This is a genomic window from Dyadobacter jejuensis (assembly GCF_003149085.1).
Taxonomy (GTDB): Bacteria; Bacteroidota; Bacteroidia; order Cytophagales; family Spirosomataceae; genus Dyadobacter; species Dyadobacter jejuensis.
In genome coordinates, this window is the sequence record NZ_QGDT01000002.1 from 24,904 (window position 1) to 51,837 (window position 26,934).

At 44.8% G+C, this 26,934-nt stretch carries 22 protein-coding genes; 10 read left to right on the forward strand and 12 right to left on the reverse strand.

Annotated features, from left to right (window positions below; all coding sequences use genetic code 11):
* Positions 1–74 precede the first annotated feature (74 nt).
* From CLV98_RS04325 to CLV98_RS04335, 3 genes are all read left to right on the forward strand, one after another.
* Positions 75–2,294 carry a ferredoxin-like domain-containing protein gene (locus tag CLV98_RS04325; RefSeq protein ID WP_109673096.1) on the forward strand — a complete coding sequence of 740 codons (2,220 nt, stop codon included), beginning with the start codon at positions 75–77 and terminating at the stop codon, positions 2,292–2,294.
* Between the two features lie 94 nt (positions 2,295–2,388).
* Positions 2,389–3,150, forward strand: coding sequence for a uroporphyrinogen-III C-methyltransferase (cobA, locus tag CLV98_RS04330; RefSeq protein ID WP_109673541.1), 762 nt, complete (start codon positions 2,389–2,391; stop codon positions 3,148–3,150).
* A gap of 80 nt (positions 3,151–3,230) precedes the next feature.
* Positions 3,231–3,410, forward strand: a complete 180-nt coding sequence (locus CLV98_RS04335; RefSeq protein ID WP_109673097.1) for a DUF6496 domain-containing protein — start codon at positions 3,231–3,233, stop codon at positions 3,408–3,410.
* A 606-nt stretch (positions 3,411–4,016) separates the two neighbouring features.
* On the opposite strand, the gene CLV98_RS04340 is transcribed toward CLV98_RS04335, so the two are convergent.
* The 3 genes from CLV98_RS04340 to CLV98_RS04350 form a co-directional block, all read right to left on the reverse strand.
* Positions 4,017–5,063, reverse strand: coding sequence for a tyrosine-protein phosphatase (locus CLV98_RS04340; protein WP_109673098.1), 1,047 nt, complete (start codon positions 5,061–5,063; stop codon positions 4,017–4,019).
* Positions 5,064–5,142: 79 nt separating this feature from the next.
* The gene (locus CLV98_RS04345) at positions 5,143–7,998 is read right to left on the reverse strand and encodes a TonB-dependent receptor (RefSeq protein WP_109673099.1); all 2,856 of its coding nucleotides are present in this window, start codon (positions 7,996–7,998) and stop codon (positions 5,143–5,145) included.
* 165 nt (positions 7,999–8,163) lie between these two features.
* Complete coding sequence (locus CLV98_RS04350) at positions 8,164–9,237, reverse strand: helix-turn-helix domain-containing protein (RefSeq protein WP_109673100.1); 1,074 nt, start codon at positions 9,235–9,237, stop codon at positions 8,164–8,166.
* 301 nt (positions 9,238–9,538) lie between these two features.
* On the opposite strand from CLV98_RS04350, the gene CLV98_RS04355 reads away from it, so the two are divergent.
* Positions 9,539–9,703: a DUF1328 family protein gene (locus tag CLV98_RS04355; RefSeq protein WP_109673101.1), complete on the forward strand. Its 165-nt coding sequence runs from the start codon at positions 9,539–9,541 to the stop codon at positions 9,701–9,703.
* Positions 9,704–9,765: 62 nt separating this feature from the next.
* Here the strand turns inward: CLV98_RS04355 and guaA are convergent, their stop codons facing one another.
* Positions 9,766–11,295 carry a glutamine-hydrolyzing GMP synthase gene (gene guaA / locus CLV98_RS04360; RefSeq protein ID WP_109673102.1) on the reverse strand — a complete coding sequence of 510 codons (1,530 nt, stop codon included), beginning with the start codon at positions 11,293–11,295 and terminating at the stop codon, positions 9,766–9,768.
* Between the two features lie 191 nt (positions 11,296–11,486).
* Between guaA and CLV98_RS04365 the strand changes: the two genes are divergently transcribed.
* Entirely contained in the window at positions 11,487–11,678 is a 192-nt protein-coding gene (locus tag CLV98_RS04365; protein WP_025763851.1) for a cold-shock protein, read from the forward strand.
* Positions 11,679–11,762: 84 nt separating this feature from the next.
* On the opposite strand, the gene CLV98_RS04370 is transcribed toward CLV98_RS04365, so the two are convergent.
* Both CLV98_RS04370 and CLV98_RS04375 read right to left on the reverse strand, forming a co-directional pair.
* Positions 11,763–12,497, reverse strand: a complete 735-nt coding sequence (locus tag CLV98_RS04370) for an SIMPL domain-containing protein (protein WP_109673103.1) — start codon at positions 12,495–12,497, stop codon at positions 11,763–11,765.
* A 178-nt stretch (positions 12,498–12,675) separates the two neighbouring features.
* Complete coding sequence (locus CLV98_RS04375; RefSeq protein ID WP_109673104.1) at positions 12,676–14,160, reverse strand: glycine--tRNA ligase; 1,485 nt, start codon at positions 14,158–14,160, stop codon at positions 12,676–12,678.
* Positions 14,161–14,361: 201 nt separating this feature from the next.
* Between CLV98_RS04375 and CLV98_RS04380 the strand changes: the two genes are divergently transcribed.
* Positions 14,362–15,351 (forward strand): ComEA family DNA-binding protein, encoded by a 990-nt coding sequence (locus CLV98_RS04380; protein WP_158281198.1) that lies wholly within the window; start codon positions 14,362–14,364, stop codon positions 15,349–15,351.
* 11 nt (positions 15,352–15,362) lie between these two features.
* Here CLV98_RS04380 and CLV98_RS04385 read toward each other — a convergent pair whose 3' ends face one another.
* The 3 genes from CLV98_RS04385 to CLV98_RS04395 form a co-directional block, all read right to left on the reverse strand.
* Positions 15,363–16,352, reverse strand: a complete 990-nt coding sequence (locus CLV98_RS04385) for a potassium channel family protein (RefSeq protein WP_109673106.1) — start codon at positions 16,350–16,352, stop codon at positions 15,363–15,365.
* 93 nt (positions 16,353–16,445) lie between these two features.
* A complete protein-coding gene (cysQ, locus tag CLV98_RS04390; protein ID WP_109673107.1) occupies positions 16,446–17,213 on the reverse strand; it encodes a 3'(2'),5'-bisphosphate nucleotidase CysQ in 768 nt (255 codons plus the stop codon).
* A 39-nt stretch (positions 17,214–17,252) separates the two neighbouring features.
* Positions 17,253–17,972, reverse strand: coding sequence for an LOG family protein (locus CLV98_RS04395; RefSeq protein ID WP_229203249.1), 720 nt, complete (start codon positions 17,970–17,972; stop codon positions 17,253–17,255).
* Positions 17,973–18,145: 173 nt separating this feature from the next.
* Here CLV98_RS04395 and rpiB point away from each other — a divergent pair, with 173 nt between their 5' ends.
* Positions 18,146–18,577, forward strand: a complete 432-nt coding sequence (gene rpiB / locus CLV98_RS04400) for a ribose 5-phosphate isomerase B (protein ID WP_109673109.1) — start codon at positions 18,146–18,148, stop codon at positions 18,575–18,577.
* Positions 18,578–18,586: 9 nt separating this feature from the next.
* Here the strand turns inward: rpiB and CLV98_RS04405 are convergent, their stop codons facing one another.
* A complete protein-coding gene (locus tag CLV98_RS04405) occupies positions 18,587–19,963 on the reverse strand; it encodes a hypothetical protein (RefSeq protein WP_310588698.1) in 1,377 nt (458 codons plus the stop codon).
* A 202-nt stretch (positions 19,964–20,165) separates the two neighbouring features.
* Between CLV98_RS04405 and rbfA the strand changes: the two genes are divergently transcribed.
* Genes rbfA through CLV98_RS04420 form a run of 3 tightly spaced genes read left to right on the forward strand, consistent with a single transcriptional unit; the run spans position 20,166 to position 24,442 of the window.
* Positions 20,166–20,555, forward strand: coding sequence for a 30S ribosome-binding factor RbfA (gene rbfA / locus CLV98_RS04410; protein WP_109673111.1), 390 nt, complete (start codon positions 20,166–20,168; stop codon positions 20,553–20,555).
* Between the two features lie 12 nt (positions 20,556–20,567).
* Positions 20,568–21,797: an FtsX-like permease family protein gene (locus CLV98_RS04415; protein WP_109673112.1), complete on the forward strand. Its 1,230-nt coding sequence runs from the start codon at positions 20,568–20,570 to the stop codon at positions 21,795–21,797.
* 17 nt (positions 21,798–21,814) lie between these two features.
* Entirely contained in the window at positions 21,815–24,442 is a 2,628-nt protein-coding gene (locus CLV98_RS04420; protein ID WP_229203208.1) for a M1 family metallopeptidase, read from the forward strand.
* 97 nt (positions 24,443–24,539) lie between these two features.
* On the opposite strand, the gene CLV98_RS04425 is transcribed toward CLV98_RS04420, so the two are convergent.
* Both CLV98_RS04425 and CLV98_RS04430 read right to left on the reverse strand, forming a co-directional pair.
* Positions 24,540–25,610: a LacI family DNA-binding transcriptional regulator gene (locus CLV98_RS04425; protein WP_109673542.1), complete on the reverse strand. Its 1,071-nt coding sequence runs from the start codon at positions 25,608–25,610 to the stop codon at positions 24,540–24,542.
* A 286-nt stretch (positions 25,611–25,896) separates the two neighbouring features.
* Positions 25,897–26,478, reverse strand: a complete 582-nt coding sequence (locus CLV98_RS04430; RefSeq protein ID WP_109673114.1) for an HPP family protein — start codon at positions 26,476–26,478, stop codon at positions 25,897–25,899.
* Positions 26,479–26,934: the final 456 nt, after the last annotated feature.

Below are 26,934 nucleotides of genomic sequence, written 5' to 3' on the forward strand. Positions count from 1 at the left end.
GTTGTTGTCAGGGGAATATAATTATAACCGTATATTTATACTATACTAATCCGATAGACAAAAGGAAAATTACTATGAGCGAATTAATCATTTCTGATAAAGTTTCCCCCGCTGCTAAAAGGGATATCCTTGACCTTAATAATAGAATACAGGGCTTTTATAGCGGAGAAACTCCTGAGGAGGCTTTCCGTAAGTTTCGCCTTACCCGTGGAGTATACGGCCAACGCCAACCCGGGGTGCAGATGATCCGTATCAAATTGCCTTTTGGCCGTATCACGGCAGAGCAGCTGGTAAAAATTGCCGATACATCCGATAAATATGCTACTGGAAATTTGCATGCCACTACGCGGCAAGACATTCAGCTTCACTTCGTAAAACTCGCCGACTCACCACAGCTGTGGGCCGACCTGGAAGAGGCGGGCATCACTTTGAAAGAGGCCTGTGGGAACACCATCAGAAATGTAACGGGTTCGGCAGAGGCTGGAATCGACCCCAATGAGCCTTTCGACGTGTCGCCGATGGCTTATAATATTTTCTCTTATTTTCTACGGAACCCTATCTGCCAAGATATGGGGCGTAAGTTTAAGATATCCCTTTCCTCTTCTGCCAAAGATTCGGCGTTCTCTTTCATCCACGATGTGGGACTAATCGCCCAAAATGGCACCAACGACCAGGGAGAAACGGTAAGAGGGTATACGGTATATGTAGGTGGCGGCTTAGGAGCCCAGCCATTCTCGGCTCAGAAAGCCTTCGATTTCCTTCCCGAAGAGGATGTGATTCCATTTATTGAGTCAGTGCTAAGGGTGTTTGACCGCTATGGCGAACGAGTACGTCGCCACAAGGCCCGTATGAAATTCCTGCTCAACGATATAGGCCTAGAGTCCCTATTAGAAAGGGCTCGTGAGGAACATAAAGCCCTTAAAAACAAGAAATTTCAGATCTCCCAAACGATACCTTTCGATATCAGCGAAGCGTACACCGACAGGGCTTCCCTTACAGAAACAGAAATACTGACCCTGGCTCAGCAGCAGGTGCAAGCTGACGAGCTTGTTGACTTCGAAAAATGGTTAAAAACCAACGTATTCGAACAGAAGCAAAAAGGGTGGTATGGCGTGAATCTTCGGGTGCTACTCGGCGATATGAACTCCGATACCGCTCGTTCTTTGGCGGCCATCGTGAAAGACCTAGCCGGCAACGACATTCGGGTAACGGTAAACCAGGGCTATTTGCTTCGTTTCGTAAAAGGCGAAGATCTACCCACTCTTTATCTTAAATTAAAGGCCTTAGGCCTAGCCAATCCTGGCTTCGACAGCACGGCCGACATCACCACTTGCCCAGGAACCGACACTTGTAACCTGGCTATTTCGAGCAGCTATGGTATTACCCGTGCCTTGGAAGATGTGATGCATAAGGAGTTTCCGGAGATGATCTATAACCAAGATATCAAAATAAAGATCAGTGGATGTATGAACGGTTGTGGGCAGCATAACGCCTCCAATATCGGCTTCCATGGTAGCTCTATAAAAAAAGGCAAACTAGTTTTACCCGCCTTGCAGGTACTACTAGGAGGTGGATTTACGGGTGACGGCATAGGGCTTATTGGCGACAAGGTCATTAAGGTACCTACCAAACGTGGCCCCGAAGCCCTACGTGTCCTCTTTAACGATTTCGAAGCCAACGCTTTTGAAGGTGAATATTTCAACCAGTACTACCAGCGCCAAACCAAAAACTATTTCTATCAACTGCTGAAGCCCTTGGCCGACTTGACGGAAGTTCAGGACGACGAATTCCGGGACTGGGATCACGATGAGCTATTTAAGACCGAAGTAGGTGTTGGGGAGTGTGCGAGTGTATTGGTGGATTTGGTAGGAACTACCCTGATAGAAGCTAAGGAAAAACTGTCGCTGGCCGAAGAAAACTTTGAATCCAAGGTATGGGCCGATGCGATTTACCATGCCTATAACGTACTCATTACAGGCGCCAAAGCCTTGTTGATGACCACCGACGTGTCGACCAACACGCAATATGGGATTGTCAACGACTTTGAGACCCATTTTGGAAAGGCCTTCCAATATGAAGTCCCAGCAGCCTTCGCCTTGCCCGAAGCCACGGAGACTCCTTTCAAATCGCTGGTGTTCAGCCTCAACAAGTTTGAACCTACGGAGGCTTTTGCTAGCTATTATATCGCTACTGCCAGTAAATTCCTTACGTTTGTAAACGACACCCGTGAGGCTCAGCTTCAAGAAACCGGAGAACCCACATTGAAAGAGCTGACTTTCGGCCAGGATAGCTAATAATGGCTATAGGCCAGTCATGGGCCTTTCTAATATTATCGCCAAAATAAATGAATGGACAACGGGAAGTTTTCCCGTTGTCCCACTTGCTAAGATGAAACTTACCTTGATAGGCGCCGGTCCCGGCGACCCCGAACTCATCACCCTAAAAGGGGTGAAGGCCTTGCAAAAAGCCAAAGTAGTCCTTTATGACTCCCTGGCTCACCCCGACTTGCTGGAGTATTGCCCTCAGGATTGCGTAAAAATATTGGTGGGAAAGCGTTTTGGTAAGACCAGTTGTGGACAAGACGAGATAAATGCCCTTATTGCCGAATATGCCCAGTTATATGGAGAGGTTGTCCGACTTAAAGGCGGAGATTCATTTGTATTTGGACGGGGTTATGAGGAGCTCGCCTTTGCCGCCCAACAAGGTATTAGTACGGTGATTATCCCTGGAATATCTAGCAGCTATGCCGCACCGGCTCTGGCAGGCATACCAGTCACCAGCCGTGGGCTCAGCGAAAGCTTCTGGGTGGTGACGGGCACTACCAAAAACCACTCTTTGTCCAAAGATGTCCATTTGGCGGCACAGTCTACCGCTACCGTGGTGATCCTGATGGGGCTCCATAAACTGGAAGAGATCGTGGAGATTTATGCCTCTTTAGGTAAATTGGACGAAGCTATATCCATCATTCAAAATGGTACCTTGCCACACCAAAAAGTGGTTACCGGAAAAATAAGCAATATCGTGGCCTTGTCCAATATCGCCGAAATGGCCTCTCCTGCCATCATCGTCATTGGCAAAGTAGCAGCCCTCCCCGACCAGTCGGCCGACCAAATAGCGGCTATGATAATAGCCTCAGAAACGAAGCATTAATGCACCCTTCTGAACCTGCCTACACCATCCTATTGGCATAACTTTTGAAGTACAGACTGTATTCATTAAAACTTACAGCCATGACCAAATACTCAAAAAAAGCCAGTGAAAAGGTAGCTGAAAACCTTCATGAACTTAAGGAAGGAAAGCTAAAATCGGGAAGCGGCAAAAAAGTCACCTCCCGCAAACAAGCCATAGCCATTGGGCTTTCAGAAGCCCGTAAAGAAGGCGCTAAAGTTCCAAAGAAAAAGGAGGATTAGCGGTGGTACTTAGTCCCATTTTAACCAAAATGAGCTAAAAATATTGACCCGGTTGGAAACCCGGTTGGAAACCCGGTTGGAATTATTAAAAGGTAAAGCCCGACTTTTGTCGTGGACCAACTCCTTAAAAAACAAAAAAGGCTACTGATCGTAAAATCGGAAGCCTTTTTTGCTTAAAATAGTTTTAAGGCTTTTAATTCCTTATTAAATTATTCGGATTATGATGACTTTGATGTCAGAAGTGGAACTTATGATAATAGAAAGTTAGTCATATTTACAATAATAAAAATACTTTACAATTCCTTTTAAGAAAAGGCTCAAGCTGCTATTTTACTCGAAACACTTTAAGCCAATATATTATTAGCTGGCCTCCATAATATGCTAATCAATTATGTAATCCATTGGCTGGAAAAAGCATTTTTTATACCAAAAGTTACTTCTAGAAGCGGTAATTCCCTTGGGAAGGAAATGAATTGAAGGAAACTCAAGAATCGGGTTAGAGGAATGACCAAGGTGTCGATTATAAATATAACGGTTTACTGCGGAACAGCATTGGCCCAAATCCTGGTTTGAAAAGATTTGGGCCAATAAATTCAAGATAAAGAATCAGTAAGTATACTTATCGACCAAAGACTGGATCTTGGCTCGATCCAACCCCAATTCCCTTTCTAGCATGGCTGCAACTGAACCATATTTTTCCTTAATTGCATGAAGGCTAGCTTGGATATATTGGGGTTTAACTCCCGCCAATGCTTCGGCTATCTCCGGTTTTATTCCTTTCATCATCGGATTTTTCATAAAGGCATCCACAGTATACCGATTGGAAAGGGTATATTCATCGATAATCGTCTGCTCAGGAACATTCAGGGCCGACAGGATCAAGGCCGAAGCAAGCCCGGTTCGGTCCTTGCCGGCGGTGCAATGAAATAAAAGGGCTTCCCCGTAACCATTTTCGAGTAACTCGTCGAATAGAGGTTGGTAGTCCTTAGCACCTAAAGCCATCGCCTCGTAAAAACCCGCAAAAATATTTTCTACCGATGATGCTGTGGCCGAAGGATCCATAACTACTTGCATAAATTTGGCCATGTCCTTTCCGTCGGACGTGCCAATTGGAGTATGTATACGATTCATGGCGTATTCCTTCGGATAGCGATCGGGACTCTTTTCAATTTCGGAGTCATTTCTAAAATCTACCACGTCTTTGATGTTTAATCTTCCTATAATTTGAAGATCTTGGCCTGAAAGCTGCCCCATGTCACCGCATCGGAACAGAGTATTCCAACGAACCGTCCTTCCATCCATTGTTCTCAATCCACCGAGATCCCTAAAGTTGGGTGTACCAGCCATAGGAATTCTTCTTTCCGAAAAGACAATGGTGTCTTTTTGGTGCACAGCTGCATAAAAAATCCGATTCTGTGGATCAGCTGATTGCACAATGGGTTCCCCTTTCCAGGTAGCTATTTTACTTTTCCAATTAATGGAATTGATGGAGGTCCCACTAAATAGTTTCCATTCTACCGACTCCGTTGAGTTTATGGTATAGTTACCAAGGCTGTCACGCACTGCCCAAATTCTCTCGGAAGGCAAGTTGCTCTGTTGCGCAAAGGCAAAAACTGGGGTAACAAGAAAAACACTCAAAATGAACTTTAACATAATATAATAAGGTTTGAAAAACTTAATATGGATGATTGGGTTGGATTGTATACGAGCGCGTAGTCCATGCGCACCGACCTTAAAATAAATTCCATCGAAGGCCTGCCTGTCCTCTAATCGAGTACCATTCCTTGGAAGTTAACCTCCGTGAGTCATTGCCAAGGTACATTACCAAGGGTTGATTGGTAAGGTTGTTAATTTCAACAAAAAATCGGAGTTTGGGCGTTATGGCATAGGCGCCAGAAAAATCTACTGTGAAATTTTTACCCGAATGCGTATAAAAATCAGGACCCAGTTGCTGGTTAATGGCTTCTACTGAAGTACCTCTAAAATTACCAGCCACACGCATCATGAGCCCATTACGTTCATAGAACAATATGGCGTTGAACATATCCTTCGACTGGTTGGGCAATCTGGTCTTATCCATAGTCGTTGTCGATTCATCCACACTGCGAGGCACTTCGACCTGTGAATCGATACGGGTATAATTAAACTCAACTCCTAAGCCACTTAGTATCCCAGGCAAATTCCTAAAACGTCTGGTAATCCCCGCCTCAAAGCCCACCAGTCGGGCTTTCCGAAGATTTTTGGGTTGTGTTACTATAAAATTATTGCCATTGATCGATTCATTTGAAACATCGCTAAAGATCACATCGCTGATATCTTTGTAAAACACCCCTCCCGAAATCAGACCAATGGTACTAAAGAAGTATTCACCCATCAGATCGAAATTATTAGAGAAAGTAGGCTTTAGATTCGCATTTCCTCTGGTAATGACCCCTGGTGTTTTTGTAACGTCGACCGACTCTCCCGGATTAAGATCTGGGAAATTGGGCCTAATAAAAGTCCTAGTGTATGCCGCCCTAATATTGGATTTATCATTTATGGCATATTTAAAATGAAGCATAGGCAACAAGGCATTATAGTTATTCTCGGCCTTGAGAGCTACAATTTTTTTCTCCTGTGCCAGGTACTGTGAGCCATTCATCGTTAGCTTGGTAAATTCATTTCTTAGACCTCCTATGACCTTTAGCTTATCCGTAAGGTCGTAAATACCCATAATATATCCTGCCAGAACATTCTCTGAACCATCATAAATAGTTGTAGGGTTAGAGGCAGAAGAAAAATTATGGAATCCATTTTCATCAAGAAATTCAGGCGAAAAGGTATCGAACAACTGATTTTTCGTGATTGGGTTCACAATCAAATTATTAAAAGGAGCGCCTATTTCGTTGAAGAAGTTACCAGATACAGGAAAATCCGTCGTCTGCATACTACTCATGGGGACCAAGGATGGTGAATTTGGAATTCCAACGGCAGCCCCAGGAAGCCATACCTGTACCGTCTGGTTGTGACTCTCTCTAATTTTTGAACGGTATTTCCCTCCGACTTTAAGGATTAATCGGGAGTTGGCATTCCAGGTCAAATTCATTTGCCCCGTTTTATCATGCTCCTTGGTATCGAGTTGTATCACCACGAGTTGCTGCAGGGAGAGTTTCGACGGGTCCAAAAGATCTTCTGGATTCGTAAGATAGGGTTTTATCGACTCGGCCTCATCGCCGACTCCATCGGGTGCATCGAAGTGCAAGTATTTTCTTCCGTCTGAAGAAAGTTTACCGAATCCTCCCGCTAGTTTTTGCCGAAAAGTGGCAATCGGCAGACCTCTTAGGCTTTTATCTAATGTAGGAGGAGTATCGATAAAGAATTTAGAAACATAATTAGATGCCAACCAATCCACCTTAAGTTTATCCGAAAGTTGATGCTCCCCACCCAATTCTATACCATTTAAAGGGGACTGGTATTCGGAAAAACGGTAATTGACCTGATACCGGCTATTATTAAAATCGTAATACGATTCGTAAACCGGACGTACGTCGTCGAATTTATCGATTAATAGCCTGGTATAAAGACGGTGAGCCGCATTGAACCTATATTCCAGCCCAGCATTAATCCCATAGGTCTTTCTTTTCCCCATATAACGCTTAGCCAACATGGTATTCACCGAATATTTTTGAACTGGGTCCGGCAGGGAGGTATTATAGGTTAATGCCAGTTCGTCTGTAGCCCAATTCCTGTCCCATATGGAAGCGGCCACCATAACACCCAGTTTGTCCTTAAAGAACCTATCCCCGTATACGATAGAGGCATTATAGGTTCCGTCCTTCGACCTCTGGTTATAACCACCAGCCGCACTAATGTTGAGCACACGATGTTCTGGTGCTGTCCGCATCACAAAGTTGATTGACCCGCCTATGGCGTCACCTTCCATATCGGGTGTGATGGCCTTAGCCAACTGTACATATTGAATCATTTCGGATGGAACTGCATCCAATATTGAATTCCTACTTCCGTAGACATTGGCACTAGGCATTCGCGTACCATTAAAAAGGGTGGATGTCCAGGCAAAGGGCGTCCCCCTCACTGTAGCCTGGTCTGCCTCCCCATGGTAACGGGCTACCGCCACACCTTGCATGCGCTGAACAGCCTCTGCTGCGTTTCGATCAGGCAACTTTCCAATGGCATCGGCCGCCATAACTTCCATAATGGCGTAAGAATTTTTTTTGATACTCATGGCCTTAATTTGCGACGGGGCCATTGTACTTTTCACGACCACTTCCCGTAAATTATTATTAATATCAGTCAAGGAAATCACCCCAAGATCGTTGATCCCTTCTTTCACTTCCCAATCCACTACACGATCTTCGTACCCCATAAAAGTAATCACAACCTTTTGTTTGCCTGCAGGTACCCCGCCTAACTGGAAGCCCCCATTCAGGTCAGTGGCTGTGCCTTGGTTACTACCCATCAACACAACATTAGCTCCCGGCAAATAGCCTGTCGGATCGGATATATACCCAGTCAGCATACCCGTTTTTTGAGCCGTACTCCAATATGCCGATAGCATACATAGTACGATTAGTAAAGACTTTTTCATTTTAGGTTTTGTAAGTTTTAAATACAGTCACAAAACTGAATATTAAACCCTTCACCATGCGACCGTGTCAATTAAGACGTACGCCACCTGAAGAAAACAAAACCTTAAACGCTGTATATCAATTTATTACAAATATTAAGGAATAGTTAACAAATGAATACCATTTTAGTTAAGTGGTATCTTTGACGTCCTTTCATGATACTCGGAGGGACTTAATCCAGTCAATTCTTTGAAATACTTATTAAAGGTCGACTTAGATTTGAACCCACTAGCAAATCCTATTTGAATCAGGCTTTCGCTCCCACTCATGTTTTCAATTAACGTTCTACACTCATCTACCCGATACTGATTAATAAATTTATAAAAGTTCACATGAAGGGAGGAATTCAATGCTTCGGTAACATGATGCTTCGGTATCGATAAGGCGTCCGCAAAATACTCTAGAGAAAGGTCAGCATCCAAGTAGGGTTTTTTATCCTTCATGATTCTGAGAAGTTGGTGGGTAATTTCTTCGAGCCTAGAGTTGGAAAGCGAGGAGCTATGATACTTACGTCCATCAGTGCTTTTCTTTTCTTGATGGTCTTTTACAATGTTCGATATTTTGAATCGATAATTCAGAACTATAGCGAGCATAAGTACTATTGCACTGTACCATCCGAAACGATTCAGGTATTCGGGGATGCCAAAAAACATCCAAAATATAAAAATGACAGAAGGTAAAAATAAAATCCCTAATATGGTTTGAACAATTTTTAGCTGATAACCAAATATAATATCGTCAGTTGTCCTGAAGGTCAGTCTTTCACGTAAAATATAAAGTGAATAACCCAAAGACGAAGCTAGAACAATATAGAGGGTAATTCTATGAAACAACTCAATATGCGTCCTATTACCTAAAATAAAAACATCGAAGAGGATAAAAATATTAAGAAAAAACGTGGCTACAAAAGGCAGAAAATGAACTGGAAGGGAATGTCGACTCAGGGGTTTGCCTATCACTTTACGCCAATAAAAAAGTAGGTAAGGTCCATATAATAATGAAAAGCAGCCATGTATCTTATCAAATACAGAATAGTCGTCAGATAAAACTAATAAAGTGTACTTAAATGCCGTATGAGCCAGAAATAATCCCATAATCACCACCAAATAGAAATCCTCACTATTTCTTCTTCGGTTCGACCATAGGAGGAATACATTGATTCCAGCTTGTATCAGTATCGTATTGATTAATGATAACATTTTTTGGTTTCAATCTAATACTAATAAGCTACTCATACACCTTTTAGGATGTTATCATTTAGTTATATTTCATTTGGCACGCCGACAGCGGAGAGCGAGCAACATGAATCGAATCATGCTAAAAGCAAGGCTTTAGGCTAAGGACAAATTAATTAGCTTTCCGAAATTAGCTGGGAAGGATATTCTACAAGAAAGGTCAATTCAACCTTCTAAGCGTGCTTCTAAGGCGCTAAAGAGCGATGGCACAGGATTGGTAGGTAACTAAGGCAAACGAAATGTAGAACTTAAAACTTTGTCAATTATGTTAAGATGGACCATCATATTTTTAGTCGTAGCGATTATAGCGGGAATTTTAGGCTTCGGAGGCATTGCTGCTGGAGCGGCTGGTATCGCCAAAATACTCTTCTTCGTATTTTTAGTACTTTTCGTACTCAGCCTAATCAGCAAAGGCTTCGGACGATCCTAAAGCCCATTCATATATCCCATAAAAAAAGAAGACGGCGAAACCGTCTTCTTTTTTTATGCTTCTTATTCCCATTCGATGGTAGCCGGTGGCTTAGACGAAATATCGTACACCACTCTATTGACTCCCTTTACTCGATTGATAATATCGTTGGAGACCTCGGCCAGGAAGTCGTAGGGTAAATGGGCCCAGTCGGCCGTCATACCGTCTACGGAGGTAACTGCGCGTAAGGCTACTACATTTTCATAAGTCCTTTCATCGCCCATCACCCCTACACTTTGTACCGGTAGGAGCATTACACCTGCCTGCCAAACCTCTTTGTATAAATCCCACTTTTTCAATCCATTGATAAAAATGGCATCTACCTGCTGTAGGATATGAACCTTTTCGGCGGTGACATCACCCAATATACGGATGGCCAAGCCTGGTCCTGGGAAGGGGTGTCTTCCCAAAATATTCTCAGAAATACCCAAAGTGCGGCCCACAGCCCTCACCTCGTCTTTGAAAAGGGTTTTCAAAGGTTCAACAACCTTCAACTTCATAAAGTCGGGGAGCCCCCCTACATTATGGTGCGACTTGATGGTAGCCGATGGCCCCTTCACCGACACCGACTCTATGACATCGGGGTAGATGGTACCCTGTCCGAGCCATTTCACATCTTCTATCAGATGCGCCTCTTGGTCAAATATATCAATAAAGGCCTTACCAATCGCCTTTCTCTTGGCTTCTGGGTCGGTCAGGCCGGCTAATTCACTATAAAATAAATCTTTAGCATCCACCCCTTTAATGTTCAGCCCCATGTCCTCATAGGAATGAAGCACCTGCTCGTATTCATCTTTACGTAGCAAGCCATTATCTACAAAAATACAGAAGAGGTTCTTGCCTATGGCGTGGTGCACCAAGGTAGCCGCTACGGAGGAGTCCACCCCACCCGACAAGGCCATCACCACCCTATCGTTTCCGAGCTCTACTTTAAGTTCGGCGATGGTCTGTTCTGCGAAGGACTCTGAGGTCCAATCCTGCTTGCACTCACAGATCCCCACTACGAAGTTATGCATCAACTGCTTACCCTCGGTAGAATGGGTAACTTCTGGGTGAAACTGGATACCATACGTAAGCTCATCGGCAAGCTTGTAAGCCGCCACTCGTACCGATTCGGTAGAGGCAATCACGTGAAAGGAATCGGGAATACTTACGATGGTATCGCCGTGCGACATCCATACATGAGAGCTGGATGAAAGACCAGCCAACAAGGAAGAATCATGATCGGCAATATTTAATTTAGCCCTTCCGTATTCGCGAGTTTGAGAGGCCTGCACCTCTCCACCCAACATTTGGGCCATCACCTGCGCTCCATAGCAAATGCCTAATATAGGTACTTGGCCTCTGATCTGTGATAAATCGACTCTTGGGGAGCCTTCATCCCTTACCGAGCAAGGGCTTCCCGACAGGATCACCCCTTTTATATTGGGGGTAAGTTCAGGAAAATTATTATATGGATGAATCTCACAATAAACATCTAGTTCGCGTACCCTACGCGCTATCAACTGAGTGTACTGCGATCCAAAATCGAGGATTAAAATCTGTTCTGTCATGTATATGCTATCTAAAACGCAAAGGTAGCCAGATTGGACCAAAGGAAAAAATACTTTCCAGCCAATCAGCCCACATTATTGACCACCGCAGGTCAGCCGCTCAGAGAAAGCTGTACTAGAAAAATAAAAATTCTTTGCAATTAGTTACAATTACTCGTATATTTGGTCAAATTTATAATTTAAAAGTTAATATGAATCAAGGAACAGTAAAATTCTTCAATGACTCTAAGGGATACGGGTTCATTAAAGACACAGAATCAGGTCAAGATTATTTCGTACACATCTCAGGCTTGGTTGACGAGGTTCGCGAAAACGACGAGGTTACTTTTGACCTTCAGGAAGGCCGTAAAGGCATGAACGCCGTGAATGTTAAGCTTGCATAATCGTAACTTAATATAAATGTATTACATAAAAGGCCTCACTGAGTGAGGCCTTTTATTTTTGCCGATGCTACCACTCAGGGCATCTCACTCAGTTTCATACTGAAGTCGCACGGTAATATTCGCCGTTTTGCGCTTGGAAGCCGTATTGAAGGAGCCACCCCAAGAAAACTCTTCTGAAGAGTTTTGGGCTACAATCTGAAACACGCCCATATCCGCTTTTTTAAGATCCCCTATTTTACTTTCTGAATTCTCCGCTATTTTCTTAGCACGCATATTGGCATCCTTGGTCGCTTCTGCGATCATCTCAATTTTGAGTTCCTTCAATTTGGTATAATAATACTCGGGGCTATTGGAATAGAACTCTACTCCTTTATTAATTAATTCGCTCACACGCCTAGAGATACCCTCTACCTTGTCTACCTCTTTCGATTCTATCTGTACGTTCTGGCTTAAACTGTAGCCTGTAAAAGTAGAGCGAATCTTCATCCCATTATCACCATACACATTATCAAATTCTTTTGAAATGTTAACGGCCGAGAAAATTATTTGGTCATCTTGAATACCCTTCGAGATGAGGTACTGACGAATACTCTCCCTGTCTTTATCCAAATTGGCATAAGCACTCTTCAGATCCAGATCCTTTTTACTAAAGGATCCGCTCCAAACGATCAGGTCCGACACAAAATCCTTCGTACCAAGACCTGTGACGCTGATGGTGTTCTGGGCCTTGTTCCGATTTTGAAAGGCGTTGGACAATATTAGGGACGTGACAATAATAGACAAGGCCAGGATCAGGGCATTAAAGGGAGTCGTCTTCATTTCTTAGCTATTTTTTACAATGCAACGACAAACCACCACTTCTATTGCCAAGTAGCGTGGCCAAAATTATTGAAGCAATTCTTCATTATCGGAACCGGGTACTAAAACAAATGCCTATAGACCCCTCCCCTTCCGAGGCTGACCTATAGGCATTGTATTCATGCAATTTTGGTATCTTTTAGATGGCCTCCAAAATACGTTCCATAGCTACTTCATAGCCAATTTTGGCCTTCAGATCGGCTATAGCCACACGCTCCTGTTCCATGGTATCCCGATGACGAATGGTCACGGTTTCATCTTCCATGGTCTGGTAATCCACCACGATACAGTAGGGCGTTCCGATAAGGTCCTGCCGGGTATAGCGTTTCCCTATGGCCGCTCCATCGTCGTAGGTAGTCCTAAAGGTAGACTTCAACGAGGCAGCTACCTCTTGGGCCTTTTCGGCCAATCCATCCTTTTTGACGAGTGGAAGTACCGCAGCCTTGAAAGGAGCCAATGCGGGGTGCAGCTTAAGATAAGTCCTCTGCTTCGCACTATCTCCCTCACCCACCGACTCTACGGTATAGGCATTGCAGAATACCGCTAGGAACATACGATCGGCCCCAACGGAAGTCTCTACTACGTAGGGGATATAATTCCCATAAGGCTTTCCATCTTCGTTTAGCTCGGCATCGAAATATTGCTGCTTCTTTTTGGAGAGGTCCTGGTGGTTGCGCAGGTCGAAATCGGTACGGGAATGGATCCCTTCCATCTCGCGGAAACCAAAAGGAAACTTATATTCGATATCCACGGCGGCATTGGCATAATGTGCCAACTTATCGTGATCATGAAACTGAAGGCTGTCGGCAGGGAGGCCCAAGGCCACATGGAATTTCATACGTGCCTCTTTCCAGGCATTGTACCAGGTCATTTCGGTGCCAGGCCGTACGAAAAATTGCATCTCCATCTGTTCAAACTCCCTCATACGGAAGGTAAACTGGCGGGCTACGATTTCGTTCCGAAAGGCTTTCCCTATCTGAGCGATACCGAATGGCACTTTCATGCGCCCGCTTTTCTGTACATTAAGGAAATTAACAAAAATTCCTTGCGCAGTTTCTGGACGTAAATAAATGGTAGACGAGTCTTCGGCAACGGAACCTACCTGTGTACTAAACATCAGGTTAAACTGTCGCACTTCCGTCCAATTGGTAGTCCCCGACACGGCACATTTGATATCCTGAGCGATTATCAGCTCCCTTACTCCCGTCAGATCTTCAGCAGAGAGCAAGCGTCCCATCTCGGCCAACAGGGCCTGGGCCTTTTCGGGTTCTCCGGCTGCAGCGAGCTCTTCCGCCTTGGCTTCCAGGAGCTGATCGGCACGGTAGCGTTTTTTCGAATCCTTATTATCGATCATTGGATCGCTGAACCCATCGATATGCCCAGAGGCCTTCCAAGTGAGGGGGTGCATAAAGATGGCCGCATCGATGCCCACGATATTGTCATGAAGTTGTGTCATGGCCTTCCACCATGCCGTTTTCAAGTTATTTTTAAGCTCTACACCGTTCTGACCGTAGTCATACACGGCTTGCAAGCCATCATAAATTTCCGATGAAGGAAAAACAAAACCATATTCTTTTGCATGTCCTACAATATCTTGCAGGGATGTAGCCGGTGCTTGATCCATTATAATCGTTTATGTCAATTTAAAAAACTAGGTCATTTCTAAGCCTACCATCGGCAGGTAGCGGGCAAAATTAGGAAATTTGATCGCAATGATGGAGTATGTCAGGGAATTTTGTAAATTAATATTGGCATTCCTCTGTCGACCTAGTAGTTCTCCCTCCTTCGTTTAAAAATGTTTCTCATTTTTAACGTTTCCATTCACATGCTCAGACGGATATACCATCGACTCCAGGATTTCTTCGGAATAACCCCTAAACAGGCTAGAGCCACCCTGGCACTCATATTCTTGATGATCGTACTGTCGGGTTTCCCTTATATTTTTAATCGGTATCTACTACCCTACTTGCCTATTGCCGACGACCCCGTAGATACCCGACGATTGGACAGCATTGCGCAAATACTAGAGGCCGACGCCAAGGCAGCAGAAAAATACCCCTCCCAGGAATCTAGGCACGCCTCATCAGCTTCCATAAAAGGGCCCATCCAGCATAGTCCATTTAATCCCAATACGATCGGTGTTCCGGAGATGGAATCACAAGGAATCCCACTCTTTTTGGCACGAAGAATCGCCAACTATAGGGCTAAAGGCGGGCAGTTTAAGAAAAAAGAGGACCTTTTGCGTATATACGATTTCCCGTCGGACTTGTTCCACCAGCTGGCTCCCTATATCAGAATACCAGAGTCGACAGCCCCCTTACCAACGACTTTTCGTGAATCCAAGGACTCGTCTAGCTCCAGGTTCCGATCGGCCCGCTCTCCCGCCGACAGACCCTTCGTTCCCAAAAAAACGCTGGCCCCATTCGATATCAATCGGGCGGATACGACCGAACTAAAAAGCCTTAAAGGCATAGGCAGCAAACTAGCCCTTCGAATCGTCAAATATCGGGATTTACTAGGAGGCTTTCACTCCAAAAGTCAATATGCGGAAGTGTATGGATTGGACTCTTTGGTGCTACTGGAACTGGACCAATACGCCCAGCCCAATAGTCCGGTCCATCTCCTTGCCATTAATAAGCTTTCGGCCCAAGAACTTAGTACCCATCCCTATTTGCGCAATAAAAAACTGGCGCAAGTGATTGTCAATTATCGACTGCAACACGGAAACTATACCAATGCCGACGACCTAAAGAAGATTAGTATCATGGATGAAGCTACTCTAGCCCGACTAAGTCCATACCTCTCCTTCGAGTGAACCGGGAAGTATTAAGCCAAGGAACGGAGTAGCTTTCGGGCTTCCTCCAATTGTTTTTTACTACCCATCAGAAGCATTCTTTCGGCCTGGGCGGTGTAGTAGTCGGGACTGGGATTACGTAGGTACTGGCCATTCAACTGTTTAATCCCCAAGATAGTACATCCCGTCTCTAACCATAAATTCAGACTCCCTAAATGCGCTTTTCCATGCACCTCTAGTTCGGCGATCTGAAAATGATCGTTATGTTGCGTACTCATGAGGGTAACAAATTCTTGGACGTCCGGGGTAAGTACCAGGGAGGCCATATAGGCTCCGCTTATTTTGTCGGGCATAATTACATTATTGGCACCCGCAATTTTGAGCTTGCCCACACTCTGGTCGTAAGAGGCCCGACTGATGATGAGAATATCAGGACTCAGCTGCCTGGCCGTAAGGACCACGAAAAGGTTGGCAGCATCCTCTGGTAAGGCTATAATAATGGCCTTGGCCTTTAAAATCCCCGCTTCCAGCAGCACTTCATCCCTGGTAGCATCGGCATGTAGCACAATATCGCCAGGATGTGCTTCTATTTTTGAGGCCTTTTCTATCACTACAAAAGGGACTTGATTGTCACGCAGTATGGCGCAGGCCTCTCCTCCGTTACGGCCATAACCACATACAATGACATGATTCTCCATTTTTTTCAAATTTTTATATTGCTTAAACCGCTTGTATTCTTTCGACCATTCTCCATCGGCTATTAGCCGGGTAACAAAAGTGAGGTAATAGGCCACAAAACCGATGCTGGTAATGATAAGCACAATGGTAAAGATACGACCTTGGTACGTGAGCTGGTTGACCTCCCCATACCCTACCGTACTCACCGTAATGACCGTCATATACAAGGAATCGACCCATGAGAACCCATCGATGATCCTATACCCTACCGTCCCAAAAAGTGTAAGGACTCCAAGATATAGCAAAGGGACAATAAATTTCTTGATCAAAAACCAGCGATTCATATGACAATATAGGCGAATTTCCTCAAAAAAAGGAAGGCCTGAGGCCGGGATAGTAGCAGTAGACCGTCGTAGGGAGCTGTTGATGCCACAACCCTACTCCCCTACCAAACACAAGAAGCTGCCATTATGCAAATCCTCTTTGTTGTAAAGGAAATCCTCACCTTGTGGCCCAGTAAGCGTACCGCCACTATATTTCAAAATGGCATGCCCGGCAGCCGTGTCCCATTCCATGGTAGGGCCATGACGATAATACACCTGAGCCAAGCCTTCGGCTAGCAGGCCAAATTTCAATGAGCTACCGATGGCAATGCTTTTGGCTATCGGGAATTTCGATAATTTCTTCAGCTCGTATTCTGAAGCATGCGACCTACTGCCCACCGACACCCAGGAGTCTGCTTTAGGACGTACCTTTAGGGAGTTTTGAAGGCCTTGAGGGTCCACCTTAAAGGCCCCATCACGGGCACTACCAGCATACACGACCCCGGTAACTGGAACATAAATCACCCCTAAAACGGGCTTATTCTCCTCTATTAAGGCAATATTCACTGTAAATTCCCCATTCCTATTTATAAATTCGCGGGTACCATCCAATGGATCCACACACCAATACCGTTGCCACGTTTTTCTTTGCGAATAGGGCGCCAGATTACCTTCTTCCGAAAGCAAGGGAATAGCCGGATACTGGGCCAATAGCGCCCGTTGAATGACCCCATGCGCAGCCTGATCGGCCAGGGTAAGCGGGGAGTGATCGGCTTTCCACGCTACTTGTCCTTTCAATTGATCGTCTTCATAAATAGCCATTATAGCCTCTCCCGCCTCCTTGGCGATGGCTATAATGGCCGCAATGTCTATTTGATGCATAAATGAATGACTGCTAAAAGTTGGGGCACGTTGCTCTTCTTAAAAATTGGGCTTAAGTAGATACTTCGAATAAAAATCATCGATTACCTTCACTACCTCATCGGCGCTGTCTACGACGTTGATAAGCTTTAGATCCTCGGGACTGATGTTTTTCTCGGTGAGCATCACATTTTTAATCCAGTCCAATAGGCCCGACCAAAAAGAGCTACCCACTAAAACGATAGGAAAACGCCCTATTTTCTTAGTCTGGATCAGTGTCATCGCCTCAAATAGCTCATCCAAAGTACCGAAGCCCCCGGGCATCACAATAAAGCCCTGAGAGTACTTAACAAACATAACCTTTCGAACGAAGAAGAAGTCGAAGTTAATATTCTTGTCGACGTCGATATAGATATTACTTTGTTGCTCAAATGGCAATTTTATATTAAGACCTACTGACTTCCCCCCTTGCTCGAAGGCCCCCTTATTACCGGCCTCCATAATACCGGGTCCTCCCCCAGTAATGACTCCATAGCCATGGCGTACCAGCTTGGCCGCTATTTCTTCGGCCAATTGATAATGAGGATTATCGGGCAAGGTTCTGGCCGATCCAAATATAGAGACACAGGGACCTATCTTAGCCAGATGGTCAAACCCGGTAACGAATTCGGACATCACTTTAAAAATAACCCATGAATCAGAACTCTTGATTTCACTCCAGTTTCTATCTTCAAAAGCCTCCTTAATGCGTATTTCGTCCTCTTTAACCGCAGGATTCATCAATGATAAATCCGTAGCATTTTCTTCTATATGGTTTAATTCTTTACTCATAAGCTTTGTTTTTCAGTTTGTTTCCGATTTGATAGTACCTTTGTACTATCGTCAATCCTTTCAAATTACTCACCAGACCGCCAGTGTAAAACGGCAAGGTGGATACAATTAACAAAAAAGAAATGAGAAAAATTGCAATTGGGTCGGACCACGCAGGATTTCCCTACAAGGAGCCAATCGTCACCTGGCTTACTACTAATGGCTATGAAGTGAAGGATTTCGGCACCTATAGTGCCGATTCGGCCGACTATGCCGACTTCGCCCATCCGGTGGCCAGCGCCGTAGAATCGGAAGGTTTTGAAAAAGGCATTCTACTTTGCGGAAGCGGCCAGGGGGTGTGTATCACAGCCAATAAGCACCAGGGAATTCGGGCATCCTTAGCTTGGGAAAAAGAAATTGCCGCGCTATCACGTCAGCATAACGACGCCAATATCATCTGCTTTCCGGTACGCTTTATTGGCCTAAAGGAGGCTCTAGAATCGCTAGAGGCTTTTTTGAATACCGAATTTGAAGGAGGCCGGCACCAGCGAAGGGTCGAAAAAATCTCTTGCTAAGCCTGCCATTTATTCTGGTGAGGCCTGTCGCTTATAAATCCCCTTACTGGCACTCAAAACAAACTGCTTTTTGAGTGCCGGAACCCTTTCCAGCAGTTTTGGCATGATATCAGACTTATCAATTACGTAGTCGGGAGGGTCTTTTTGGAAGTTGTCGTAAACCTGCACCACGTTTTCGAAGTTATCCAAATCCTTCAGATAGGGACTAGCCAGATCCCAGTTCAGATATGGAGTCGCCGAATAATTGCGCAAATATTCCCCCTGATGATATCCTAAAACCAATATTTTTCTATTTACAATTTCGGCAGGTAAGGCAGAGGCCTTTGCCTGTAGATTCTCTAACCTACCTACCGATAGCCCAGGAATGATACCTCGCATTCCTTGATACTGAAGAGTGAGAATCGCCCCAGTCATAGCCAAAAACTGTAGTTCGTCTAAATAATTCTTTTTCTTAAAGCTCTGGAAATAATAACTCGCAAAAAAGGCCAATGGGGGGATAAAAATCACAAACTGCATCGGAGCCAAAAACTGCATGAGTGGAATGGTAGCTATGGCAGCCAGGAACCACAAGGCCAGTACCTGTTGCACCCGGGTCTGAAAATTGACGAAACGAATCGAAGTGGATATTCTAAGGAAACCCAACACACCTATAAAAAGGGGCAGAAAAATTGAAATCAGTAAAGAAAAGAAATCGTTCAAATCGTATTGTTTCACCTGAAATACCGAAGTGAGCAAATTACGGTTGAGCGCCTCCAGGCTGCCGCTCATATAGAAGATCAATACCACCATCAATAAGGGGAAAGCGGCACCAAAAAACCCCAGTAGATGATGACGAAACGTGGCGCCCGTATAGAATAGTAAGGCAAAAAAGCCCCATAACATAAACAAACACGCCGGCAAATAGAATAAGGTGGCGATGCCAATATACAGTCCTATCTCGAATACCTGTACCGACACTTCGCGCCGTAGCAGCACCTGCACCATCGTACCAAAAGCAAATAGCAGGAAGGTAGTGGCCATCAGCATCGGCGATAAGGTACCCAAATCGAAGGATATACTTAAAAAAATGGCATAAACAGCCCCTGGTATGAAGGAACGAACGGAAAGTAGATCCTTGGACCTAACGAGGTAATTGAAGTACAAAATCTGTACGATAGAAATAGCCATGGCGGCAAACTGGTAGGCCCATTGCGCCCGCCCAAAGAGGGTGTCCATCAACCAATAGACCAGGCCTGACAAGGGGCTTATATTGTCCCAGATATCCTTATATAACATAAAACCATGGCCTAGCTGCTCGCCTACCAGCATCCAGCTGAGCTCTGGCACCAATAAAGGTGCTCCTCCAAATAGGAAAGGAAGCCTCAGTAGCAGGAAGAATACAACCAAACTTACGGTTTGATATCGAGCGTTTACCCTAAAAAAACTTAACAAAAGGTGTGTTGGTTATAGGTATCAAAAGAATAAGTTTCACGAAATTACAATGGCAAGCCCTACAAAAACAAAATAAGTACGGATATTTGCAGTTATTTTAAATATAACATCCTGGAAGGATCTTCTAAGGAAAAGTTATCATAATGATAAAGTTCAGATGGAATCGAAGAGACAACAGAAAGTAGGCCGACAAATACAGAAAGACCTTGGTGAGATATTTCAAAAGGATGCCCCTCATTTGGCGAATGGATCCTTTATAACCATTACGGCGGTGAGGGTAACACCCGATTTGGGTATTGCGAGAGCCTACTTAAGTTTTTTGCCGGATAAAAATAAGGAGGAAATCTTAAAGGGCATTCAGCAAAACACCAAATTTATCAGACAGAAGCTGGGCGATCGGGTGCGACATCAGTTAAGAATAGTGCCCCATCTACAATTTTACCTAGACGACACAGCCGAATACGCGTCCAAAATGGACCAATTGTTTTCGGATTTGGTCATCCCCCCTGCCGACCCAGAGGACGAGCAAGACGACACCCAGCCATAAAAGGTACCTGAAATGAATCTTCCCTTTCGAATCGCGTCAAGGTACTTCGTCTCCCGCAACAAAAGAAGCTTCATTAGCCTCATTGCCCGCATCGCTATGGTCGGTGTGGCTGTAGGCACTATGGCCTTGGTGGTGGTGTTATCGGTTTTCAATGGGATGGAAGAACTCAACAGAAGCATTTTCAAAACCTTCGATGCCGATGTTACGATTACACCTACTCAAGGCAAGCGTTTTAAAATCGCCGACGATTTGCTGCAGAATATTCAATCGATAGACGGCGTCAAGAGCGTCACCCAAGTGATTGAGGACAACGCCCTGGCCCGCTATGGAGACCAACAGAGCATAGTCAGACTAAAAGGGGTAGATAGTACCTTCAGCCAGCGCAACCAGTTGGAGAAAGCCGTGGTGGAAGGGCAGCTTCGCCTGTATGGAGAGAATGGGACCCCTTTCGCTATAATAGCCGAAGGAGTGCGTAGTGCTTTGGCGATATCCCTGCAGGACATCATCATCCCCCTGGAGCTTTGGTATCCCAAAACGGGCACTAGGGTGCTCAACCCTACGGCCACCGATGCCTTCAGCCAGATTCCTGTGAGGCCTGGAGCCGTTTTCTTTATAGAAACTCGCTATGACGACTATGTGATAGTACCCCTCAAAATTGCCGAGGAGCTGCTTCAATATAATCATGAACGTACCTCCCTAGAAGTCCAGCTTAAGGAAGGGTACGAGCCCAAGCAAGTAGTCTCCAAAATAGAAACCGCTATGGGGGATACATTCGTCGTAAAAGACCGCGATGCCATGAATGCCGATCTCTTAAGGGCTATAGGAATTGAAAAACTATTCGTGACTATTACCCTTTCATTTATAATTTTGGTAGCGGGTATCAACATATTCTTTTCCTTAAGCATGTTAGCCATCGAAAAGAAAAAAGACATAGCCATGTTAATGGCTCTTGGTGCTACTCCTCGAATGATCCGCCAAATATTCCTGATGGAAGGCGCCATAGTCGCCTTCACGGGCGCCGCTTTCGGGATCGTCAGTGGAGTGCTGCTTTGTTTGGCCCAGCAGCAGTATGGTCTGGTGTCTATGGGAATGGTGTCCTCTCTTGTAGACGCCTATCCCGTCAAATTAATTGCCGGTGATATCCTGTTGTCGGGAAGTATTATCGTGGTGATCACCTTGACCGTATCGTATATCCCAGCCAAAAGGGCTGCCTTGTCGAGCACCATCGCCCGCCAAGCCTAATCATATCTGAATTAATTTTGAATCAACTCATACAAACAACCTATCGAGTGGAGAAAATGAACGCTAACAGGACTACATTCAACAACTTTATCATTATTGGTACTGCCCTTGTTTTGTCATTAATTTCCAACTTTTCGGTTTCTGCCAATAGTACCCTGGACACGACCTACCGAAAAAACCCTGGGATGCAAAGCCCTAATGGCCCGTATCGGCCACAAAAACCGATGCCGATGCAGTTGATCTATACCCGCCTCGACCTTCAGTTCGACTGGCAACGACAACGCGTACCAGCCACGGCTATACTTCAATTCAAACCTCATTTCTATCCCCAGAATAGTATCTCCATCGATGCCAAAGGATTCGAAATAAAATCGGTATACCTACTAAAGGATCAGTCCGACCTTGGAGAGGCTTCTTCGAAGGACATAGACCGTAAAAAAGCCAACAAATTAAAGTATCAATACGACAGTCGGAAATTGACGGTCGACCTTGGTAAAACCTATACCAGAAAGGACACCATCGCTATTTGGATCGACTATATTGCCAAGCCCAACGAGCTTCCCCGTAACCAGCCCAACGACCACCCTACCGATAAGGGCTTGTACTTCATTAATGCCGATGGAATGGAAGAAGGAAAACCACGGCAAATATGGACGCAAGGAGAAACTGAGGCCAGCTCCTGTTGGTTCCCTACCTTAGACGCCCCCAACCAAAAATTCACCCACGATATATATTTGACCGTCGACAGCACCTATAAGACCCTGTCGAATGGAATTCTGGTCGAATCGGAACCTGCCAAAGACGGCCAGCGTACCGACCATTGGCGGCAGTCTATTCCACATGCCCCCTACTTGGCCATGGTGGCTGTCGGCGACTTCGCCGTGGCCAAGGACCTTATGCCCAATGGCATGGAGCTGAGCTATTATGTGGAGCCACAATATGCTGCCGATGCACACGCCATTTTCGGGCGAACTCCCGCCATGATTGCCTTCTTTACCAATATTTTCGGTATGCCTTTCCCTTGGGAGAAATATGCACAAATCGCCGTAAGGGACTTTGTAGCTGGAGCCATGGAAAACACCACCGCCACCGTTCATGAAGAAGGGGTGCAGAACGACACCCGATCCTTGGTGGACGGCAATTCGGACGGCGTCATAGCCCACGAACTCGCACACCACTGGTTTGGCGACTATGTAACCGCCGAAGAATGGGGACAATTACCCCTAAACGAATCCTTTGCCAACTACTCCGAGTACTTATGGGCCGAGTACCGGGAAGGACGCGACCAAGCCGACTGGATCAACCTGCAGGAAACGAACCAGTACATGGCGGAGGCTGAGACCAAAAAAGTGCCTATGATACGTTATTTTTATAAGAACCCCGACGACCTCTTCGATAGCCATTCCTATGCCAAAGGCGGGCGTATCTTGCATATGCTAAGAAGTTATGTGGGCGACGACGCCTTCTTTGAATCTTTAAAATTATACCTACAAAACAATGCCCTAGGTACGGCCGAAATAGGTAACCTAAGAATGGCCTTCGAAAAGGTTACTGGTGAAGACTTGAATTGGTTCTTTGACCAATGGTTCTTCCGCCCTGGACATCCTAACCTGGCTGTGTCTCAAGAATACATCCCAGCCAGCAAGACCCTTCAACTGACGGTCCAACAACTACAAGATACCCTCGCCAGCACGGTATACCGTATTCCTGTAGCGATCGACGTTTGGGTTGCAGGGAAAAAACAACGCCATGAGGTGTTACTTGAACGCGCCAACCAGACCTTTAGCTTTACCGCTGCCGAAAAACCGAACCTGGTGCTATTCGATCCTGAAGCTACCCTGTTGGCTTCCATCGACCATCGTAAGGATAGGCAGGAGATGATTTTCCAATATCAACACGCCGATCGCTTCCTACCCAAATACCAGGCCATTGCCCAGCTAGAAGGGCAACTTGCCGACACCACCGTGAGAAACGTCTTGGTAAAAGCAATGACCGATCCATTTTGGAAAATCAGACAAATGGCGATAGCCAATTTTGCCGAGTACGACCGGGCCGACTTTGCCGCTATAGAAAAGATCGTACAAAGCCGTGCACGCATCGATGCCCACCCGCAGGTGCGTTCCGAGGCGATTATTACCCTCTCTACCTATGGTGATAATAACAGCGATCAAATATTCAGAGAAGCGCTCACCGATAGCTCTTACCAGGTCGTATCCATTGCCCTAGACAAATATCTGCTCAACCGCCCCGACGATGCAGACGAGATAGCCCTACAGTTTGAGAACTCCCCCAACGACGCCATAGTGACCTCAGTGGGCAACTATTACGCCGGCCTGGCGCAGCCAGAAAGGTACGAATGGTTTTTAGAAAAAATGAAGCGAATGAAACCTACCGAAAAATATAACTTCCTGCAAGTATTCGGTAAATACTTACTCAAGTCCAAGCCGGATATTCAAAGACAAAGTATTCCCGTACTGGAAGGCTTAGCGCGGAATAACCCTGCTTACTTCGTGCGTTTTGGAGCCTATCAGGCTTTAGGCCTGCTCACCGATATTCCAGGAGTGACCGCCATTCGGAAAGATATCAGGGCAAAAGAATCGGAACCCAAGCTTAAGGAAATGTATGAGCAGTTCAGTGCTTTTTAGGTTTTAGGTTTTAGGGGTTAGGGGTTAGGTTTGCGATACTTTTAACTTTTAACCTTTAACCTTTAACCTTTAACTTTTAAACTGCTAGACATTCCGTTTAAGAAAGAGGGTCTAAGTAGTAATCAAGATTCTCTTTGGTTATAATATCGAGGGGTAAAAATAAGATGGGTTGAATTTTTTTATTGAAAATGAGATGATTGGCCAATTGTTGAATCCCCCAATAACCTTGTCCATGAGGATTTTGATTGATCAAAAAGTCAATATAGCCTAGTTTTAAGAACTTCTGATTCTCTTCCAGCAAATCATACCCCACAAGCTTGATCTTACGGTGTTTGTTGGCGAATAAATAGCTGGCAATTTCATAGGCCTTGGAGTTGGTAACATAGATGGCCGCCAATTCCGGATGTGTGAGTAGGAGCTCATCCATATGCTTACTCAACTCTAGTGCGGTCGAAGTATTTATTTCGGTGCGGATCACCTGATGCTTGGTTTCCGAAGCAGTCTCGAAAAAGGCATTAAAACCTAGTTCCTTATCCTGGAGGTGTACTGAGTTGGGGATATCTTCGTTGATATGGGCGATAAGGACGGTTTGGGGCTCATTGGACAGGCCATAGCTGATCAGCTTGGCCGCCAGATAACCGCTACGATACGAATCCTGACCTATATAACTCAGGGGACTAACTTGCTCTATTTGGGTGTTAATTAATACAAATGGGATTCCGTCTTTTTTCCATTTTTCAAAAAATGGCAGTCCTTCCTTATGGAATATAGGAGCTATGATAATACCTTCCGGCTTTTCGGCCGTCACTTCACCAGCCTTTTTAATGAAGGAGGCCACATCATGCGGATTAAACTTATAGTCGTTAACTTGAACCCCAAATTGCCGTAATTCCTTATTGGCCTTATGAACCCCCTCACTGGGCGATGCCCAATACGGATCGAAAGATTCGCTAGGAATTAATGCAGCAAAATTATAACTTTTCTGAGATTTCAGGGTTCGTGCAATCAGATTAGGCTCATACTCCAGCTCCTTAATAATCTTTAAGACGCGCTCTTTTACATCTTCCGCTACCCGCCCCCTATTATGCAATACCCTGTCAACCGTTCCCTTAGAAGTTCCAGCTTTTTCGGCAATATCCTTAATTCTCGTGATTTTCTTTTTACTCATTTCCCGCATTTAATAGGCCAATTCCTATCAATCCCAATTTAGTGTTCTCAATAATTCCAATGCCCTGCTCCACAAAAAAACGATCCTAAAGAGAGCCCACTCTCTCGATAAAATAGAATTCGTATTAAAGGATAGGGTCCAGTAAACACCGCAAGTTAGCTAAAGAAGCAGCTTAATGCTTTTTTTATGCTTAAAATATTGACAAACTGAGTTTCCGGATCTTCCACCTATAAGGGTTGAAGGCCGTCTTTTTACTATATACGCCCCAACCGGATCCCAAAAAGCCTTAACGGTAACGTCTTTTCCAGATTTTATACCAATCCTTATTGGCCGGGTAATTCCTATGAGCGGCTCTATTATTGATCAAAATAGCCACTAGCAACAGGATCGTGACACCGGTAAGCACCGGGCTTAACACATACATATACCCTAGGCTGGTGATTTGCGGCGAACCAATATTAGCGATCAGCGCCGTAGCTCCGCCAGGAGGATGCAGGGTTTTAGTCATTTGCATGGCCACAATAGAGAGGGAAACGGCAAAAGCCGAAGCCACCCATATTTGATCGGGAAGCACCATATGTACCGTAACGCCCACAATTGCGCTGATCACATGACCACCAATCAGGTTGCGAGGCTGAGCCAAGGGGCTGTTTACCAACCCGTATACCAGAACGGCAGAAGCCCCAAAAGAACCAATTAAAAATACCTGGTCGATCCTACTAAAATAATCGGTATGAAAAAAGCCAATAAGGGCGATCCCCCCGAAGGAGCCAACGAAGGTCCAGAAATGCTCCTTAAAATCTATTAACGTCTCCTTATAAAATATATAGCGCGCAGTACGAACTTGTTTCTGTATATGTTTCTTCAAAACTTAAGACTTAAAAGCACAAAATCAATCCATTCAACTCCTTTTCACCTGCTTTGGTTCTACGAGGCCAAATTTTAATTCGAGCCACAAGGTACATTTCTCTAGATAATATTTACTAAAATAAAGGAAACACTCCGATTTCCTAAAAAATAAAAAGTTAGGCTTTCAAAAATAAATCGACATGCTGGCCCATTTTTTTCAACAACACGATTTAATCACTAATGGGGCACCCCAAACGGAATAGCAGGATCGATTTAATAGGAGGATTAAGTATAGGCGCTATAATTGAGCCAAAAAAGGAAAATTATTAAATGAATCAGAAAAAAATCCGCCTTATGAATCACTCTACCTATGAGTATCAAAGGGTTAATTTTGAAATAGTGTCATTGAACGGAATGAGAAAAGGAACGGCCGCGTTTATTACAATTCCATTAATAAAAGGCAGAAAATATTAAA